General features: G+C 63.5%; 15 protein-coding genes. 5 read left to right on the forward strand and 10 right to left on the reverse strand.

The genetic code is table 11. The features are described from left to right. Positions 1-134: 134 nt before the first annotated feature. From sutA to glnK, 3 genes are all read right to left on the reverse strand, one after another. Positions 135-464 (reverse strand): transcriptional regulator SutA, encoded by a 330-nt coding sequence (gene sutA, locus ACN6NG_RS28910; protein ID WP_019473552.1) that lies wholly within the window; start codon positions 462-464, stop codon positions 135-137. A 431-nt stretch (positions 465-895) separates the two neighbouring features. Then, positions 896-2,227 (reverse strand): ammonium transporter, encoded by a 1,332-nt coding sequence (locus ACN6NG_RS28915; RefSeq protein WP_016502193.1) that lies wholly within the window; start codon positions 2,225-2,227, stop codon positions 896-898. A 46-nt stretch (positions 2,228-2,273) separates the two neighbouring features. Continuing rightward, complete coding sequence (glnK, locus tag ACN6NG_RS28920) at positions 2,274-2,612, reverse strand: P-II family nitrogen regulator (RefSeq protein ID WP_002555808.1); 339 nt, start codon at positions 2,610-2,612, stop codon at positions 2,274-2,276. A gap of 417 nt (positions 2,613-3,029) precedes the next feature. Between glnK and ACN6NG_RS28925 the strand changes: the two genes are divergently transcribed. Then, positions 3,030-3,293, forward strand: coding sequence for an accessory factor UbiK family protein (locus tag ACN6NG_RS28925; RefSeq protein WP_049273661.1), 264 nt, complete (start codon positions 3,030-3,032; stop codon positions 3,291-3,293). Between the two features lie 98 nt (positions 3,294-3,391). Here ACN6NG_RS28925 and ACN6NG_RS28930 read toward each other — a convergent pair whose 3' ends face one another. Beyond that, positions 3,392-5,410: a DUF4034 domain-containing protein gene (locus ACN6NG_RS28930; RefSeq protein WP_474317403.1), complete on the reverse strand. Its 2,019-nt coding sequence runs from the start codon at positions 5,408-5,410 to the stop codon at positions 3,392-3,394. A gap of 257 nt (positions 5,411-5,667) precedes the next feature. On the opposite strand from ACN6NG_RS28930, the gene ACN6NG_RS28935 reads away from it, so the two are divergent. Then, the gene (locus ACN6NG_RS28935) at positions 5,668-7,158 is read left to right on the forward strand and encodes a YifB family Mg chelatase-like AAA ATPase (RefSeq protein ID WP_474317405.1); all 1,491 of its coding nucleotides are present in this window, start codon (positions 5,668-5,670) and stop codon (positions 7,156-7,158) included. A gap of 33 nt (positions 7,159-7,191) precedes the next feature. Here the strand turns inward: ACN6NG_RS28935 and ACN6NG_RS28940 are convergent, their stop codons facing one another. The 3 genes from ACN6NG_RS28940 to ACN6NG_RS28950 form a co-directional block, all read right to left on the reverse strand. Next, a complete protein-coding gene (locus ACN6NG_RS28940; RefSeq protein ID WP_063424096.1) occupies positions 7,192-7,620 on the reverse strand; it encodes a DoxX family protein in 429 nt (142 codons plus the stop codon). 202 nt (positions 7,621-7,822) lie between these two features. Beyond that, entirely contained in the window at positions 7,823-8,191 is a 369-nt protein-coding gene (locus ACN6NG_RS28945; RefSeq protein ID WP_353457095.1) for a response regulator transcription factor, read from the reverse strand. Continuing rightward, complete coding sequence (locus tag ACN6NG_RS28950) at positions 8,188-9,180, reverse strand: response regulator (RefSeq protein WP_063424094.1); 993 nt, start codon at positions 9,178-9,180, stop codon at positions 8,188-8,190. The genes ACN6NG_RS28945 and ACN6NG_RS28950 overlap by 4 nt, the downstream gene beginning before the upstream one ends. Positions 9,181-9,420: 240 nt before the next feature. On the opposite strand from ACN6NG_RS28950, the gene ACN6NG_RS28955 reads away from it, so the two are divergent. Next, positions 9,421-14,469, forward strand: coding sequence for a trifunctional serine/threonine-protein kinase/ATP-binding protein/sensor histidine kinase (locus ACN6NG_RS28955; RefSeq protein WP_474317409.1), 5,049 nt, complete (start codon positions 9,421-9,423; stop codon positions 14,467-14,469). 123 nt (positions 14,470-14,592) lie between these two features. Here ACN6NG_RS28955 and ycaC read toward each other — a convergent pair whose 3' ends face one another. Both ycaC and ACN6NG_RS28965 read right to left on the reverse strand, forming a co-directional pair. Continuing rightward, positions 14,593-15,219: an isochorismate family cysteine hydrolase YcaC gene (ycaC, locus tag ACN6NG_RS28960; RefSeq protein ID WP_043198991.1), complete on the reverse strand. Its 627-nt coding sequence runs from the start codon at positions 15,217-15,219 to the stop codon at positions 14,593-14,595. Between the two features lie 72 nt (positions 15,220-15,291). Further along, the gene (locus ACN6NG_RS28965) at positions 15,292-15,654 is read right to left on the reverse strand and encodes a helix-turn-helix domain-containing protein (protein ID WP_086978482.1); all 363 of its coding nucleotides are present in this window, start codon (positions 15,652-15,654) and stop codon (positions 15,292-15,294) included. 137 nt (positions 15,655-15,791) lie between these two features. On the opposite strand from ACN6NG_RS28965, the gene ACN6NG_RS28970 reads away from it, so the two are divergent. Next, positions 15,792-16,766, forward strand: a complete 975-nt coding sequence (locus ACN6NG_RS28970; RefSeq protein WP_353457093.1) for a GlxA family transcriptional regulator — start codon at positions 15,792-15,794, stop codon at positions 16,764-16,766. Positions 16,767-17,005: 239 nt separating this feature from the next. Further along, the gene (locus tag ACN6NG_RS28975; RefSeq protein ID WP_474317411.1) at positions 17,006-18,793 is read left to right on the forward strand and encodes a monovalent cation:proton antiporter-2 (CPA2) family protein; all 1,788 of its coding nucleotides are present in this window, start codon (positions 17,006-17,008) and stop codon (positions 18,791-18,793) included. A gap of 4 nt (positions 18,794-18,797) precedes the next feature. On the opposite strand, the gene ACN6NG_RS28980 is transcribed toward ACN6NG_RS28975, so the two are convergent. After that, a complete protein-coding gene (locus tag ACN6NG_RS28980) occupies positions 18,798-19,082 on the reverse strand; it encodes a HigA family addiction module antitoxin (RefSeq protein WP_016502199.1) in 285 nt (94 codons plus the stop codon). Positions 19,083-19,084: the final 2 nt, after the last annotated feature.

The following is a 19,084-nucleotide window of genomic DNA, read 5'->3' on the forward strand; positions in this document are numbered from 1 at the left end:
GGAGCACGCAAGGCTGAGGCCCTCGGTGATCCTGTGGGAGCTGGCTTGCCGGCGATAGGGCCAGTACAGCCAGCGCAAAACTGACAGGCACAAAAAAGCCCGCAGCGACGGCGGGCTTTTTTGCGTTCAGCCACTCAGATAGGGCGGCTGCCATATTTGTTGTCCGGCTTCTTGGGCGGGTCGGCGACCACGTTGGCCTCGACTTCCTGCACCTTGCCACCGCGCGAAAGGAATTCTTCCATCGCCTTGGCCAGTGCATCACGCTCCTTCTGCTTGGCTTCCATGCTCGGCATCTCGTCTACCGAGACAGCCGCCTTGGATTTGCCCTTGGCAGCAGGTGCCGGGCTGCTGTCGTCATCGCCAGCGTCTTCAACGCCGTCGTCAGCCGCCGCTTCGAGGCCCTCATCAGCCTCGTCTTCATCGCCTACTTCGAGGTCGTCGTTTTCCAGATCGTCGTCGCTCATGTTCTACCTCATGACTTGCGAAAAGCAGGTTGGTTATAGACCAGTGCAGCCGTAGACCGGCAGCCACCAGTGAAAATTCAACTGGCCGTGGGTTAGGCCACTGCCCTTGGGTCGGCGCTCCTGATGGGAGGCGGCACCCAGCAGGCCCTGCTCCTGGCAGGACCTGACAAATCCATCTAGCCCCTGCTGGCCACACGCTATTGGCAAGCCTAGCAAAGGCTGGCGAAGTGTGTGGACTACACGTCAAACACCCTTCGGCGCGCATTCTAGCGCGCCCGTGGAAAAAGCAAAGCACCATAAACGCCCTACGACTTGTAAGTTTTTTACCTACGTCGCGAATGTGACGGATAAACCGTTTGCCAAGCGCGAAATACTGAAAATCTGGCAAAAAAAATGCCCGGCAAGCCGGGCAAGTTTTTACCGCGTCGCAGTTACAGGTTGTAGCCGCGTTCGTTGTGCTGAGCCAGGTCGAGGCCGACCGACTCTTCTTCTTCGTTGACCCGCAGGCCCATCACCACATCCAGCACCTTGAGGATCACGTAGGTGACGATGGCGGTGTAGACCACGGTAAAGATCACGCCCTTGGCCTGGATCCAGACCTGCATGCCGATATCGGTGACGGTACCGAAGCCGCCCAGCGCCGGGGCTGCGAACACACCGGTAAGGATGGCACCGATGATGCCGCCGATGCCGTGCACGCCGAAGGCATCCAGCGAGTCGTCATAGCCGAGCCTGCGCTTGAGGGTGGTGGCGCAGAAGTAGCAGATCACACCCGAAGCCAAGCCGATCACCAGGGCGCCCATCGGGCCCACGGTACCTGCAGCCGGGGTAATGGCAACCAGGCCGGCAACCACGCCCGAAGCGATGCCCAGTGCGCTGGGTTTGCCGTGACCGATCCACTCGGCGAACATCCAGCCCAGTGCAGCAGCAGCGGTGGCGATCTGGGTGACCAGCATGGCCATGCCAGCGGTGCCGTTGGCGGCAGCGGCGGAGCCTGCGTTGAAGCCGAACCAGCCGATCCACAGCATGGCGGCGCCCATCAGGGTATAGCCGAGGTTGTGCGGGGCCATCGGGGTGGTCGGGTAGCCCTTGCGCTTGCCCAGCACCAGGCAGCAGACCAGGCCTGCGATACCCGCGTTGATGTGCACCACGGTGCCGCCAGCGAAGTCCAGTACACCCCAGTCCCACATCAGTGCACCGTCACCGCTCCACACCATGTGCGCGATCGGCGCATACACCAGGGTGAACCAGATGCCCATGAACACCAGCATCGCGGAGAACTTCATGCGCTCGGCGAAAGCACCCACGATCAGTGCCGGGGTGATGATGGCGAAGGTCATCTGGAAGGTGATGAAGACCGCTTCAGGGAACAGCGCGGTGGCCGACGTCAGGTTCTCGGGCGTTACGCCGCTGAGGAAGGCCTTGGAGAAGCCGCCGACGAAGGAATTAAAGTTGAGCACGCCCTTTTCCATACCGGTGGTATCGAAGGCCATGCTGTAGCCGTAGACGACCCAGAGAATGCTCATCAGGCCGGTGATTGCAAAACACTGCATCATCACCGACAGCACGTTCTTGGAACGCACCATACCGCCATAGAACAGGGCCAGGCCCGGGATAGTCATGAACAGCACCAGCGCCGTTGCAGTCAGCATCCAGGCGGTGTCGCCGGAGTTCAGCGCTGGGGCAGCTTCCTCTGCCAGGGCAAGCCCGGGCATTACGAGGGACAATAGGGCTCCTAGCCCTGCGATCTTACGCAGAGTCATGTTGTTTTCTCCTGGGGCGTTGGGTTTGGTGAGGCTTTTTTGCTGCTTAGATCGCGTCGGTATCGGTTTCGCCGGTACGGATGCGGATCGCCTGCTCCAGATTCACCACGAAAATCTTGCCGTCACCGATCTTGCCGGTGTTGGCTGCCTTGGTGATGGCTTCGATTACCCGATCAAGGTCCTTGTCATCGATGGCGACATCGATCTTCACCTTGGGCAGAAAATCGACCACATATTCAGCACCGCGATACAGCTCGGTGTGGCCCTTCTGCCGGCCGAAGCCTTTGACTTCAGTAACAGTGATGCCCTGCACGCCGATTTCCGACAGCGACTCGCGCACGTCGTCCAGCTTGAACGGCTTGATGATGGCTGTGACTAGCTTCATGAAACTCTCTCCCGATTTGGTGGACTTGCCCCAGGAAAACAAACCCGTCTCAAGTCTAAGCGCAGCGGTTGGCTTTGTAACGCGTCGTCGGCATCCGGCTCCGCGTGCGCACTGCTTGGTCACAAGGAACTGCATCAGTGCATGGCTCGTACAGGTCTTTGCAGAAACCTTGCCAGTTCCGGCAAATCACCAGAAAACAGCGAGTTATGCGAGAGGGTCGGGATTGGCCAGTCGCCAGCATTGAAAACATGCACAGTTTCGGTGCGCACCGGCAGGGCGCATTGCGCGATAAATGTGCAATCCATTGAAAACGTCACCGGTCCCACAAGCCCCTCCCACAAGGGGCAATGTGCACTCAAGCGTCGGGTTTGTGCGTGCTACACTGCCGGCCATTTCTCAGTTTCAGTGGACAGCCCCATGCTTGCGCCCAAAGCCCTTCTCGATGCCCTGAGCGACCAGGCCTCGCGCCTGTTCAGCAGCGATACCGCCCAGCCCCGTGCAGAACTGGAAAGCCAGTTCAAGGTGCTGATGCAAGGTGCCTTCAGCAAGCTGGACTTGGTCAGCCGTGACGAATTCGACAGCCAGATGGTCGTGCTGGCGCGCACCCGCGCTCGCCTGGAGGCCTTGGAAAAACAAGTTGCCGAGCTGGAAGCACGCATGACGCCCGGCGCGCAAGAATAACTCGCGATACAAGGCGCTTTTGCCACCAAAGTCAGCGCACGCAATGCTTTGAAGGCAAAGTCACCGACGTTCAGCCCGTCGCGGTCAGTGCCACGGTGTCAGGCCGAGGCCCCCATGCGGGCCGCCTCGAGGATTGCCTGTTTCGGCGGCAACTCGCTGGCATGCAAGGTGCCGCGAAACAAGGTCGCACCACACTGGGTAACCAGGGTCTTCACCCGGTTGTGCGAGTTGAGGATCTCGGCCTGGATGTCTTCGATGGCCGAATCCCCAGGCTGCAAGGCAGCCGCACGGTTGGCCCATTCGATGGCGGCAAAACGGCTCTGCTTGCGGGTGCCGCGCCCCTGCATCCAGGCCAACCCCAGTTCGGCACTGGCGCGTCCGGCAATCCACGCGTCCGGGTGCTCGACCAGGCTCGACAGGTAGGCAACCGCCTCGGATCGCTCCTGCGCTTCGCCAAACTGGCGCAACAGCATTCCCAGATGCAAGCGCGCGCGAGCATTGGTCTGCGGATTACCCAACGCATCGACCAGCAGGCGCCTGACGGCCAGCATGGCACTTCGCTCATTCAGGTCCTCATCGCCATCCATGCGCAGGCAGGCGAGGTTGTACTTGGCCTGCCTGCTGCCCGCCTCTACCGCACGCTGCAGCCAATACTCAGCCGCCTCGTCATCCAGATAGTGCGCCGGGGTGTTGCCCAGGCTGCCGCTGTGCAGCTCGTACATGCCTAGGGCAGCCCCCGGCAAGCTCAGCTCGGCACAGCGCTCGTACAGGTAACACGCCACCTCATGCCGGTTGGCAGCCCACAGCAGCCGCGCAACAGCGAGCACCTCGAAGCCTGGCGCCTGGCCCGCGCGCTGGCGCGTTACCGCCACCTGCGACCATAGCCTTGCCTGCTCGGCCGAACGTGGCAGCCCCCACAGGCCGAAGCGATGCCCGGCAGCACGCATTGCACAGGCGCCAGCATGCGAGCGGCCTTCACACAGGCGCTCGATGGCGGTGCGCAACAGTTGGTGTTCATCTGCCATGCCATCGCGAAGTATCAGCCCGACCAGGCAGCGAAATGGCTCGCCCATGGCAGCGATGCCACCGTGATCGGCGTTACACGCCAAGCTCGCGGCGAAATCGCGCATACCGCCGGCATGGTCTTGCAAGGCACTGCTACGCAGCGCGCCTCGCCAAGCCAGCACAACGGCGCTTTCCCTTGGCCTCAGCGGGCGCTGCAACCAGGCATCGAACAGTTGCTGCCAGTCGGCGACAGCCTGCAACTGTTCGCTATGTGGCAGTTTCAGCCGGTCTTCGACGGCCATCCAGCGCAACGCATTGCGCAACGCTTCGTCCCACGCCTCGCACAATGGCCCATTGGCCAACAGGTCTAACGCATCGAAGCTGGCGCCCCAACGGGGCAGCAGGTAATCGGCGAGGGCCTGGATCGCTTCATAACAACCAGGGCGTGCCACCAGCGCATGGCGCAACCAGTAATAGCGTGGTGCTTCGTTTTCGTGATCGACCCGCCTGCTCAGGCACGCCGGCAACGCTTGGGGCAGCTCGGCCAAGGGCAACAACCCATGCTTCACCAGTAAGGGCGCCGCGGCTTCCTGCACTTCCACATCGGCATGGGCGCTGGGCCTGTACCGCGCAGGCTGCCCCTGAAACAGTTCGATCAACCAGCCAGGCTCGCGCAGCTGCGCACTGATACGCAGCATGCCAATGGCCGCTGCCACGGGTTGTGCGCAGCGGTCCATTGCACGCAACAGGTGCGCGGTCGCGGTTTCACATATTTGCTCGACGGCCAGCAAGCGCGCAGCGTTGCGCTGGCCAGCACCCTGTACCTGGCAAGCCCGGTGGAAGCAGTGCATGCCCATTACCACCTGTGGGTGATAAGCCTTCGGGCAGGCGTGAATCCAGGCTTTGATGACTTGGCTCAGGGCCCTGTCACCCTGGCTTTGCGGGTCGACCAACATGTGCCCTTCGATGGCCACAAGGTAGGCCGGGAACTCGCCGGGCGGGGCTTGGCGCCATTGCGCCTCAAGGCTGTCGAAAAAGCAGGTGAGTTCAATGAATGAATTGGCCTGCACCAGTTCGCGGATTACCTGGCGCATCTGGGTGAGCGTTTGCACGGCGCAATACCTCAAGTCCATTTGAAAGAAGACGCTGTGCCATCCCATGGCAACGGCATTTGCCCAACAACACTAAGCCATACCACCCACCTGCGCAAAGATTATTGGATCCATTTTTTGCCGATTTTTAAGAAAACACAGGGAAAAAACCTGCTCTGCAAAACCACGACGCACACTTGTTGCGCCTGTCGTGGCCACCATCGCTATCCTTGACCCAGCCGCAGGAAGCGGCCCTTTTCAGCGACAACGGAGCGTCCATGTCCCTAGCCATCGTCCACAGCCGCGCCCAGGTGGGTGTGCAGGCACCCTCGGTCAGCGTCGAAACCCACCTGGCCAACGGCCTGCCTCATCTCACCCTGGTTGGCCTGCCAGAAACCACGGTCAAGGAGAGCAAAGACCGGGTACGCAGTGCCATCGTCAACTCCGGGCTGAACTATCCACAGCGGCGCATAACCCAGAACCTGGCCCCCGCCGACTTGCCCAAGGACGGCGGGCGCTACGACCTGGCCATTGCCCTAGGCATTCTGGCCGCCGACGGCCAGGTGCCAGCGGCCAGCCTTGCAGAGGTCGAGTGCCTGGGCGAACTGGCGTTGTCGGGCAAATTGCGGGCGGTGCAAGGCGTGCTGCCGGCGGCCTTGGCGGCACGCGAGGCGGGCCGCTCGCTGGTGGTTCCACGGGAGAATGCCGAGGAAGCCAGCCTGGCCGGCGGGCTGGTGGTGTATGCGGTGGGGCACCTGCTGGAGCTGGTCGCCCACCTGAACGGCCAGGTGCCGCTGGCGCCTTACGCGGCCAACGGTTTGGTCCTGCATCCACGTCCCTACCCTGACCTGAGCGAGGTGCAAGGCCAACTGGCGGCCAAACGCGCATTGATGCTGGCGGCGGCTGGGGCGCACAACCTGCTATTCACCGGGCCACCCGGCACCGGCAAGACCTTGCTCGCCAGCCGCCTGCCCGGGCTGCTGCCACCGTTGGACGAGCACGAGGCGCTTGAGGTGGCGGCCATCCAGTCGGTCAGCGGGCATACACCGCTGAGCAGTTGGCCGCAGCGACCGTTTCGCCACCCCCACCACTCCGCATCCGGCCCGGCACTGGTCGGTGGCAGCAGCCGTCCGCAACCGGGCGAAATCACCCTCGCCCACCATGGCGTGCTGTTTCTCGATGAGCTGCCAGAGTTCGAGCGGCGTGTGCTGGAGGTACTGCGCGAGCCGCTGGAGTCGGGCGAGATCGTGATTGCCCGCGCCCGCGACAAGGTGCGCTTTCCGGCACGCTTTCAGCTGGTGGCGGCGATGAACCCATGCCCTTGCGGCTACCTGGGTGACCCCACTGGCCGCTGCCGTTGCAGCACCGAGCAGATCGCGCGGTACCGCAACAAGCTGTCCGGGCCGCTGCTGGACCGCATCGACCTGCACCTGACCGTGGCCCGCGAAAGCACCACGCTGAACAACCAGCCCTGTGGTGAAGCCAGTGCCGACGTGGCAGCCAGGGTAGCGCAGGCGCGGGAGGTACAGCAGCGCCGCCAAGGGTGCGTGAATGCGTTTCTCGACCTCGAAGGGTTGCGCCTCCATTGCGGATTGACGGCGGCGGACCAGGCGTGGCTGGAAGGGGCCTGCGAACGGTTGACCTTGTCGTTGCGGGCAGCGCACCGGTTATTGAAAGTGGCGCGGACACTGGCGGACCTGGAGGGCTGTGAGGCGATCGGCCGGCCACATCTGGCCGAGGCCCTGCAGTACCGGCCGGGGAGCAGCTAGATTGCCGGGGCTGCTTTGCAGCCCCAAAAGCCATCAAGCAACCCGATTTCGGCAGAACATACCGGAAACCGAATACGCCCCAGACCCGGTCAATGCCAGCCCGCCATAAAGCGCCATCAGCAACCAGGCAAACTGCCCCTGCTCCAGCGTCCAGTCCGGATGCACTACCACCAGGGCCACCAGCAACACCGCCAGCACCGGCAGGCAAGCCAGGCGTGCGGCAACACCCAAAAGCAGCAACAGCGGGCAAACTACCTCGGCAAAAACCGCCAGACCCAAGGTCAACGGTGGGCCCAGGCCGAATGGGTCTTCGATACGCTGCAACTCCCCGCTCCAGTTCAATAGCTTGGGCAGGCCGTGGATGAACAACAAGAGCAAGGCGGCCATTACGCGCATGAACAACAAGCCGGTGGCGGTCAGGGTAGGTGACTGAGGGTCGAGGAAGGGTTTCAGGCGGGACATGGCATGGGCTCGCTAATCGATCAACCTGGGAGCATGGCCCAATGAGCCAGTGATTGATTGCGCAAGTGTGCTGAGATGGAGGTTTAAGCTACTGGCCTCTTCGCGGGCACGCCCGCTCCCACAGGTATTGCACAGTTCTTGAGGCCAGTGCCGTACCTGTGGGAGCGGGCGTGCCCGCGAAAGGGCCGGTAAAGGCAGCACATCACTGCCCGCCAGACAATGCCTCTTCAACCACCTTCAGCAACACCTCTTCAGAAAAAGGCTTGCCCAGGCAGGCCAGCGCCCCATGGCTCATCGCCGAGTGCACCGCGCCATCATCCCAATGCGCCGACATGCAGATAACCGGCAAACGCCACCCCAGCCGGGCCAGCTCACGCTGCACGTCCAGCCCACCCATCCCCGGCATTTTCAGGTCGAGCAACACACAACCGGCCTGCCGGGCCAGCTCCGAACCGAGGAACACATCCCCCGCAGCAAACGACAAGGTCTGGAACCCGGCCGAACGCAGCAGGTTAGCCAGGCTTTTGCGCACCGAAGCATCGTCGTCGACGATGCACACCCATCTGTTCATGCGCCGCCTAGGCCCTCAGGCCGCGCCCCGATAACGGTGTGCATGGCCACCAGTTCGACCAGCGAGCGGGACTGCATCTTGTTCATGATGTTTTTCTTGTGCACCTTGGTTGTCACTTCGCTGGTGCCGATCTGCCTGGCGATCTGCTTGTGCGACAAGCCATCGACCACCAGCGAGAAAACCTCGCGCTCACGCGGGGTCAGGCGCTGGTACTTTTCCTCGACCTGCCGCGCGTGGCGCCATTTACGCCCATCAGCCACGGCCCTGTGCCGCACGGCCTGCAGCAGCGTCAGCAGCTGGTCTTCGTCAAAAGGCTTGGTCAGGAACTCCACAGCACCGGCTCGCATGGCCTGCACCGTCATCGGGATTGTGCCGAAGCCCGTCATGAACACGATTGGCCAGGGCAGTGCCAGCCGGCGCAGTGCATCTTGCACCTCAAGCCCGTTGGTATCGGACAGGTGCATGTCCAACAGGAGGCAGGCATAGGGGGTTTCCAGGCGGGCGTCGAACAGCGCCTCGGCACTGGCAAACAGATGATGCGGGATATCCTGCGAGCGCAGCAGGCGGCCTAGTGCCGTCCGCACCGACGGGTCATCGTCCACCACCAGCACCGGCACGTGAGTGCTGTCATCCAACGGCTCAAGGTTGTCGGCCCCAGCACACAGCGGCGATTGGACCAGCTCATGGGAAGGGACATCAAAGCTGATCTCAGCGGCCAGGCGGTAACCCCGGCGCGGCACGGTCTGGATCAGCCTGCGGTCGCCAAAGGCTTTACGCAGCAACGACACCTGCACCTGCAAGTTGTTGTCCTCGACCACCGTGCCGGCCCACACCTGGCTGAACAGCTCGTCCTTGCCGACCACCCGGCCCTTGGCCTTGATCAGCGTGGCCAGCACCTCGAATGCGCGCCCGCCCAACACGATCGGCTTACCGTCGAGAAACGCTTCGCGCCGCTCCAGCGACACCTGGGCATTGCCTATTCGGATCATGGCTTCCTCGCACGGGCACGGGCGTTTGCGCCGGCCCGGGCAGCCTAGGCCGACGCACACATTGAGACAATTATCCCGAGGGATAGGTTGGCCCAAGCACTATACAAGTGCCGGTCGGCCCTCAGGGTACGATAACGGACAATAGCGTACCCGTTCCTGCCAAACGGGCTGCAACCCGCATCCGTACTGGGCTCGCTGCGTATACTCGCGCGTCAGGATGTCGCTGCCAGGGGGTTCCAGATGCTCGATGAACGCCTCGCTCACAGGCCCATCGATTTTGACCAGTCGATTGACGAGGGCTGGCTGAACCGGTGCGCTGTCACACCGCTGGGCCAGGAAGGCGAGCTCAGCTACTTCCGGCTGAGCGACGACGTCACCGGCCAGTCGTGGATCGCTGCGCGCGCTCCGCTCGACGCACCCGCAGCCTGCCAGCGCCTGGAGCGTGACTACCAACTACAGCTGGACCCTCAGTGGGCGGTAATCCCCTCGGCGTTCGTGCGCTCGGCCGAGGGCCCGCTGCTGGTGTACCCGGCCGGCCACTCCATTGCCGACCTGCTGAGCGAAGGCCCGGCGGCCCTGGAGCCGTTTCTCGACATCGCGGTGAACGCCGCAAGGTCCCTGGCCCGGGCCCACGAACGCAATGTGCTGCATGGCGCATTGCAACCCGAACATGTGTGCCTGCAAGGCCCTCAGCGGGTGCGCCTGGGCTGCTTTCGCGCAGGCCCGGCGCAACTGATCAGCGAACAGGGCACCCCGCTCGGCAACTGGTCCTACCTGGCGCCGGAGCAGGTTTGCCCCCATGGCAGCAGCAGCGACCGGCGTAGCGACATCTATGCCCTGGGCGCGATCCTTTACCAGCTGTTGCTGGGCGAATTGCCGCTGGCCGGGCGCGACACCCAACACTGGCGCCAGCTGCATGCCGGCGTGCAGCCAAGGGCAGCCTGCGAAGTGGACAAGAACGTGCCGCAGCCTCTGAGCCGGATCCTGGCCAAGGCCCTGGCCAAAGAACCGGACGCGCGATACCAGAGCGCTCGCGCCTTGGCAGTAGACCTTGCCTACTGCCAGCGGCAATGGGCCAGCAGCAAGACCATGGCAGCGTTCACCCCAGGCTGCGCCGACCCGGTCGCGCCCAACCGCACACGCCTGTATGGCCGCAGCGCAGAACAAAAAGCCATCGCCCTGATGCTCAAGGGCCTGCGCCGCGACAGCACACCCCATGTGCTGTTCATCAACGGTGCCGCCGGCATGGGAAAGTCCAGCCTGGTCGAGGCCGCGCTGAAGGGCAACGCCCACGGCTACTGGGCCATCGGCAAGTGCAACAGCCTGGCCCAGGCCGTGCCCTATGCGCCTTGGGTGGAGATTCTCGGCGCGTTGACCACCCAGCTGCTGGCGAAGAACAGCCAGGACCTCGACACCCTGCGGCGCGAGATCTTGCGCCGCATCAAAGGCCATGGCCGGTTGCTGGGCAAGCTGGCCCCAGACCTGCAGTTGATCCTCGGCCCGCTGCCCGCGCTGCCAGCAAAACCCACACGCCTCGGACTGCAGAAGGAGCTACGGGCGATCGTTGAATTCCTGCAGGTGTTCAGCCGTCCTGGCCAGCCACTGGTGCTGTTTCTCGATGACATGCAGTGGGCCGACGACGCCACGCAGCAGCTGCTGGCACAGCTGCTGGCACAGGCGCCCGGTAACCTGTTGCTGATCTTTGCCCGGGGCAATGACATGCAAGCCAGCAGCGCTCCACCTGCCCTGCCCGCAGGCGTGCGCAGCACTACCCTGAACCTGCGCCCGCTGGCCGTTGGCGCGGTGGCCGAGCTGATCGGCGAACGCTACCACGTCGCCCCCGACCAGACCTTGCAACTGGCCGAACTGGTGCACGACAAGACCGCCGGCAACCCGTTTTTCATCAACCAGATCCTCAGGGCGATGGTCGAGGACCAGTTGTTCACCTTCGATACCCAGGCCATGCGCTGGTCGTGGTGCCTGCAGGCCGTGGCCCGGCACCGCTATTCCGACAATGTCGCCGACCTGATGGTCCACCGCCTGGTGCGCCTGCCCGCGCCGCAACGCGACGTGCTGCGCATCGTCAGCGCAGCAGGCAACCGATGCGATGAACGCTTGCTCCGCCGGGTCCTTGCACAAGCGCCGGGCGAACCGTTGCAGGCCTTGATTGGCGCAGGCTTCCTGCTGCCGAGCCAGAGAGGCCTGGGCTTTGCCCACGACCGGGTGATGGAAGCGGCTTATCAACTCACGCCCGTGCGCGAGCGCGAATCGCTGCATGCATGCATTGCCCAGGCCATGCTGCAAACCTGGCCAGAGCACTTGCACGAGGTGCTTTTCGAGGCCGCCCACCAACTGCAACGCGCCAGCCCACGCGGGTTTTCAGCGGATGACTGCGAAGTGTTCCTGCAGCTTTTACGTGAAGCGGCATTGCGCGCGCGCGACAGCGGCGCCTTTGCACAGGCTGCGGGTTACCTGCACACGGCCGAGCAGCTGCTGCACCACGGCAGCACCCTGGAAAGCCGCGCCACGCACGGCTTTGCCATCGCCTGCATGGCGGCGGAGTGCGACATGCAACTGTCGCGCATGGCTGCGGCCGAGGCCCAGCTCAGCGAGTGCCGACAGCGCGCACGTTCGACGCTGGATCGGGCCCGGCTGTGCCAGTTGCAGGCCCGCCTGTTCACCTTGCAGAGCGACTATCAGGCAGCCATCGACAGCGCCTTATCAGGCCTGGAACTGCTGGGTATCCGCCTGGCACGCGGCGTCGACCGGCAACAGGCAGAAGCCAGCCATGCCCGTGTGCTGGCCATGATCGAACAAAAGGGCCGCCACTGCCTGGAGTCGCTGCCGCGTGCCGACTCGGAGCAAGTGGCGGTGGCGATCGGCCTGCTGGCCACGCTGTCGTCATCGTTCTTTGTCCAGGACGACCTTGGCTTCCTGCACCTGGCCAAGCTCATGGAGTTGTCGCTGCTGCATGGCGTTGCCCCAGGCAGCACTTACGGCCTGGCCTGGTTCGGGGTGATGATCGCCGAGCGTTTCGGTGCCTACCACGACGGCCATGCCTATTGCCTGGCCGCGCTGAAGCTGATCGAGCGGCACGGCTTCGAGGGCGACCTGACCAGCGCGTTGCTGGCCCTGGACCAGGTCAGCGCATGGACTTCGCCGATGGAGTTCGCCCGCCGCACCGCACTGGAAGCGGTCGACTCGGCACGCCTGAGCGGCGACCTGGCGATGGGCTGCTATGCCCGCAACCATCTGGTCTCCGACTCGCTGTTCATGGGCCGCTATCTGCCGGACGTCGCTGAGGAAGTGAAACAGGGCCTGGCCACCGTTCGCCGTTGCGGCTACAGCGATATAGAACAGATCCTGCAGGCCCAGCAAGCGTTCGTCGCCAACCTGAGCGGCGCAGCCTGCGTGGCCTCGACCACGCCGGTCAACTCAGCGACCACGCTGTTTTTCCGGCACCTGTTCACAGGCATGTCGGCCTTCTACCTGGGCAACATCCCACACGCCATGCGCCACCTGGCCAAGGCCGGTGACAATGCCTGGGCGGCGCCTGCGCATATCAACCTCGCCGACTACCACCTGTTCCACGGCCTGGCCCTGGGCAGCCCGGAGGCCCCCGCCAGCCTGGCCGACAAGCTGAGCGAGCTGCAAGGCTTGCGTGAGCGTTTCAGTCGCTGGGCCGGCTTCAACCCGGCGACCTTCCGCAACAAGCTGCTGCTGATCGAAGGCGTCATCGCCAAGCTTGAAGGTGACGGCCTGGCCGCCATCCGTTGCTTCGACCAGGCGCAGATCGCCGCCACCGCAGCGGGCTTCATCCACGAGCAGGCCCTGGCCCATGAACAGCTGGCCGAGGTGTGCATCCCCAGCGGTTTGATTTCCGGCGCCAACTTGCACCTGCGCATCGCCCGCGACTGCTTCCATATCTGGGGTGCGACGGGCAAGGTGCATCAGCTGGAGGCCTTGCATCCGTTTCTGCGCACCCAGCCCATCCAGGAAACCTACCGCGCCACCCACCAGGCCAAGCTCGACCTGGAAGCCGGCATCGAAGCCGCGCGCGCGCTGTCCGAGGAGGTGCTGCTCGAAGGCCTGATCGAGACCCTGATGGGCCACCTGACCCAGCATTCCGGTGCCGACCACGGCGCACTGTTGATCGTCAGCGGCGCCGAATTCCAGATGGCCGCCCTCGCCTATATCGACGATGCCGGCCTGCACGTCAGCATGGACAACTGCCAGAAGTTCATGACCCAGGCACCGCTGTCGATCATCAACACCACCATGCGCACGCGCAAGCCGCTGGTCCTCAATGATGCCCAGAGCGATTGCCCCGAGGCTTTCCGCCAGGAGCTGCAGGCGCGCAACGCACGTTCGGTATTGTGCCTGCCGCTGGTGATCCAGGGCGTGCTGATCGGCTTGGTGTACCTGGAGAACCGCCTGGTACCCAACTTGTTCGGCAGCCAGCGCCTGGCCATGCTGGAAATCCTCGCCTCGCAGGCAGCGGTCTCGCTGCAGACCGCCAAGTTCTATACGCGCCTGGCCGAAGACAACCAGAGCCGAGCGCAGATGGAAGCCGAACTGCGCCGCTCACGGGCGGAACTGGCGCGCAGTGCGCACCTGCAGGCGATGAACGAGCTGTCGGCGTCCATCGCCCACGAGATCAGCCAGCCGCTGCTGGGCATCACCTCCAACGCCGCCGCCAGCCTGCGCTGGCTCAAGCGCGCCAAGCCCGACCTGGAAGAGGCAATCGCCGGCCTGGAAGACATCCGCAACGACAGCGAACGTGCCGCCAACATCGTGCGTGCATTGCGCTCGCTGGCCAAGCAGTCGCCGATGCAACTCAAGGCGGTGAAGCTGGACGAGCTGATCCGCGAGGTGGTGCGCTTGACTTCGGCCGATGCCGCCAAGGCCACGGTGGACGTGCAGACATGCCTGCACGCGGGGGTGACCGTGACGGCCGAACCGGTGCAGTTGCAGCAGTTGGTGTTCAACCTGATCACCAATGGCCTGGAAGCGCTGGCGGGGTATCGCAGCGATGGCGTGCTGCGGATTGCGTCGACGGTGGTGGGGAACGGGGTGGAGATCTGTGTGGACGACAACGGGCCAGGGATTGCACCCGAGGAACGGGAGCAGGTATTCGGGGCGTTCTACACCACCAAGAGTGGTGGCATGGGGATGGGGCTGGCGATCTGCAGTTCGGTGGTGCAGGCCCATGGCGGGCAGTTGCAGGCGCTGGTGTCTCAGTTGGGTGGATGTCGGATTCGCTTCACTCTGCCTGTGAATCCTGCTTAGCCTGTACCGGCCAATCGCCGGCAAGCCAGCTCCCACAGGGGACTCCACAGTATTCAACCCTGGCGCTGTACCTGTGGGAGCTGGCTTGCCGGCGATTGGGCCGCCCAGCGGCCCCGCTCTAAATCAGCGCGAGGTCAATGCCGAATAGCTGTTCATCAGGTTGCGGTAGTTAGGAATGCGCTGCGACAGCAGGTTACCCAACCCTTCGATGTCATTACGCCAGTCGCGGTGCAGCTCACAGGCGACCGAGAACCAGTTCATCATCTGCGCGCCCGCCTGGGTCATGCGCACCCACGCCGCCTGTTGCACGGTTTCGTTGAAGGTACCCGAGGCATCGGTCACCACAAACACTTCAAAGCCTTCAGCCAGTGCCGACAAGGTCGGGAAAGCCACGCACACATCGGTCACCACGCCGGCGATGATCAGCTGCTTGCGGCCGGTGGCCTTGATCGCCTTGACGAAGTCTTCGTTGTCCCAGGCGTTGATCTGGCCTGGGCGGGCAATGTACGGCGCGTCCGGGAACATCTCTTTCAGCTCGGGTACCAGCGGGCCGTTCGGGCCTTGCTCGAAGCTGGTGGTGAGAATGGTCGGCAGGCCGAAGAACTTGGCCAGGTCCCCCAGGGCCAGCACGTTGTTCTTGAACTCGTTGGGCGAGAAGTCCTGCACCAGAGAGATCAGGCCGGTCTGGTGATCCACTAGCAGGACCACGGCGTCGTCTTTGTTCAAGCGCTTGTAATCGGGTTGGCTCATGGGGTGACTCCTTGGGTTGGGAATACGGGCCGGCACTGTCCGCAAGGGCTTATACCGGTGGATAGCTTCGGCTTAAGGAATGGCCTGCGCCTGGCGCCAGGCCTTGGGCGGCTGGCCAACCAGGCGGCTGAACGCGCGGGTGAAATGGGCCTGGTCGCAAAAGCCGCACTCCAGGCTCACATGGGTGATCGGGACCTCTGTGGCAAGCAGGCGCTTGGCCTTTTCCATGCGCGCCAACAGGCGCCAGGCCTGGGGCGAGAGGCCAGTGTTGACCTTGAAGGCACGGGAGAAATGGCTGCGGGTGAGGTTGCACACGCCAGCGATCTCGATGATCGACAGCGAGCTGCGCAGCATCAGTTCCTTGGCCTGGCGCAAGCGTGCGGGCGTCAGTGCGCCGGTGGTTTGCAGCGGCTCTTGGGGCGTGCCGTGGTGCATGGCGACTCTCCTCTTGAATGCAGAAAGTCTCGCCCCCGGCACATGACAAAGTCCTGAGCCAAAGCTGAATTGTTCTTAATTGTGCGCAGCGGTATACCGTAAGATGCAGGCTGTACTCAGCTACCGAACGAAGAAGCATGCAGGTCAACGCTCACCGCACCGTGGCTATGGTGCTGTTCAACGACGTGCTGTTGCTGGACGTCACCGGCCCGATGGATGCATTCGCCATCGCCAACCGGTTTTTGCCGGCAGAGCGGCAATACCGTCTGCTCACCCTGGCCGAAGGGCTAGCAGCGGTGCGCGGCTCATGCGGGCTGAAAGTGGTGGCAGACCTGCGCCTGGAAGACTTGCCAGCGGCTGTCGACCTGTTGCTGGTACCCGGCGGCCCGGGGGCGTATGACATCGCCATGCCAGCACTGGAACGCTGGTTGCCACAGGCAGTACGCAGTGCCAGGCGCTTTGGTGCCATCTGCACCGGGGTATTCCTGCTGGGCCGGGCCGGGCTCCTGGACGGCTACCGCTGCACCACCCACTGGAACTACGTGGAGCGCCTGGCTCGAGCATTCCCCCAGGCCAAGGTCGAGACCGAGCAGATCTACGTGATCGACCGCTGCCTGATTACCTCGGGCGGGATCACCGCAGGCATCGACCTTGCGCTGGCGGTGGTGGCCGAGGACCACGGCAAGGCGCTGGCCCTAGAAGTGGCCAAGGTGCTGTTGGTCGCCCGCCATCGCCAAGGCGGGCAAACGCCGTACGGGCCGTTGCTGGCAGCGATACCGCGTGATGATTCGCCCATTGCCCGAGTACAGGCGCACATCGTCGATCATATCGAGCAGGCACTCACCGTGCAGAACATGGCCGACCTGGTGGCCATGAGCAGCCGAAATTTCGCCCGCACGTTCCAGCGCGAGGTGGGGATAACACCGTTGCAGTATTTGCAGAATGCCCGGATCGATCGGGCGCGCAAGCTGCTGGAAGGCAGCGACCTGCCGTTGAAGGTGGTGGCGGCGCAGTGCGGGTTTGGCAGTGACCGGCATTTGCGCAAGGTGTTCTGTGAGCGCATTGGCATGACGCCGGCGCAGTATCGGGCGCAGTTTGGTGGCGATGAATAGTTAGATCTGCACCGCCTTCTTCGCGGGCATGCCCGCTCCCACAGAGATAACACAGGCCTTAGGGGTTTAGGTGAACCTGTGGGAGCGGGCGTGCCTGCGAATTAGGGCCACCACAGACTGTCACCTGTAACGGGACAATCTTTCTCCCCGAAAGCACATTGTCTAACAACCCCACATTCCCCAGAATCGTCGGCCAAACTGTTCAAACGCTGCCCCGGCAGCTCATGGAGTAAGAGCCAATGCCACACGAAGGCAGCCTTCTGCAAACTGCGGTGATCTTTCTGCTTGCCGCAGTCGTCGCCGTCCCCCTGGCCAAGCGCCTGCAACTGGGCGCAGTGCTCGGCTACCTGCTGGCCGGTGTGGCCATCGGCCCGCAAGCACTTGGCCTGATCCGCGACACCGAAAGCGTGGCGCATATCTCCGAGCTGGGCGTGGTCCTGCTGCTGTTCATCATTGGTCTGGAGCTGTCGCCCAAGCGCCTGTGGCTGATGCGCAAGTCGGTGTTCGGTGTCGGTACCGCCCAGGTACTGCTGACCGGCGCGCTGATCGGCGCCATTGCCCTGTTCGGCTTCAGCCAGACACTGCCGGCAGCCATCGTGCTCGGCCTGGGCCTGGCGCTGTCGTCCACCGCCCTTGGCCTGCAGAGCCTGGCCGAGAGCAAGCAGCTCAACGCCCCGCACGGCCGCCTGGCGTTCGCCATCTTGCTGTTCCAGGACATCGCCGCCATCCCGCTGATTGCCCTGGTACCGTTGCTGGCCGCCAGTGGCCCGGACACCAACCACGGCGACAGCCTGCAACACGGCCTGAAGGTATTCGCCAGCATCGCCGTGGTGATCGTCGGTGGCCGCTACCTGCTGCGCCCGGTGTTCCGCACCGTGGCCCGCACCGGCCTGCCGGAAGTGTCCACCGCCACCGCGCTGCTGGTGGTGATCGGCACAGCCTGGCTGATGGAAGAAGCCGGCATCTCCATGGCCCTTGGCGCCTTCCTCGCCGGCCTGCTGCTGGCCGACTCGGAATACCGCCACGAGCTGGAATCGCAGATCGAACCATTCAAGGGCCTGCTGCTGGGGCTGTTCTTCATCAGCGTGGGCATGGGTGCCAACCTGCGCCTGCTGCTAGACATGCCGCTGGTGGTACTGGGCCTGACGCTGCTGCTGGTGGCGGTAAAGCTGGTGCTGCTGATAGGCGTCGGGCGCCTGGTCGGTGGCCTGAACAGCGCCAGCGCCCTACGCCTGGGCATGGTGCTGGCGGCGGGTGGCGAGTTCGCCTTTGTGGTGTTCAAGCTGGGCAAGGACCAAGGCCTGTTCGACACCCAGACCTACGACCTGCTGCTGATGACCATTACCCTGTCCATGGCCATCACCCCGCTGCTGATGCTGGGTTGCGCCCGCGCCCTCAAACGCCCGCAACCGGCGCGTGAAGTGCCCGAGCAGTACAAGCAGATCCAGACGGATACACCGCGGGTGGTGATCGTCGGCATGGGCCGCATGGGCCAGATCGTCGCACGCATCCTGCGGGCACAGAAGATCCCGTTCATTGCCCTGGAAACCTCGGTGGACACCATCGAGATGACCCGCATGTTCGAACAGGTGCCGGTGTTCTACGGCGACCCGCTGCGCCCCGAGGTGCTGCACGCTGCCAAGGTGGGTGAAGCGGAGTATTTCATCATCACCATCGATGACCCTGAAGCGGCCATTCATACCGCTGAACGAGTGAAACGCCTGTACCCACACCTGAAAGTGCTGGCCCGGGCACGTAACCGCCAGCATGTGCACAAGTTGGTGGATGCAGGCGCCGAGCCGATTCGCGAGACGTTCTACTCCAGCCTGGAGATGACCCGCCGGGCACTGGTGGGGTTGGGCTTGAGCGATGAACAGGCCGCGGACCGGATTGCGCGGTTTACCCAGCATGACGAAGAAGTGCTGGTGGCCCAGGGGCAAGTGCGCGATGACCGGGCCAAGGTGATGCAGACAGCTAAGGAGGCGCGGGTGGAGCTGGAGCGGTTGTTTGATTCGGATGCGGATTGAGTAGTCAGGCGAACACCAACCGCTCTATTTGAGGATGCTCACGCTGAGCGGCTTGCCAAAGATCGTAAGCTGCCTGTTCGGCAAGGTATTGCCGGGCAGGGCCAAGACCTGCCAGCTCAAGTCGATAAGCAAGATCGGCAGAAATGGCGGCGCGCCCATTGAGTACGGTGGACAATTGCCCCCGCGAATAGCCGAGGTGGCGAGCTAACTCAGAAACATTCATGCCAACTGCGGGCAACACATCTTCGCGCAAAGACTCCCCAGGATGGGGAGGATCGAACATAGGCATGA

This window comes from Pseudomonas sp. TSO6, from assembly GCF_056098905.1.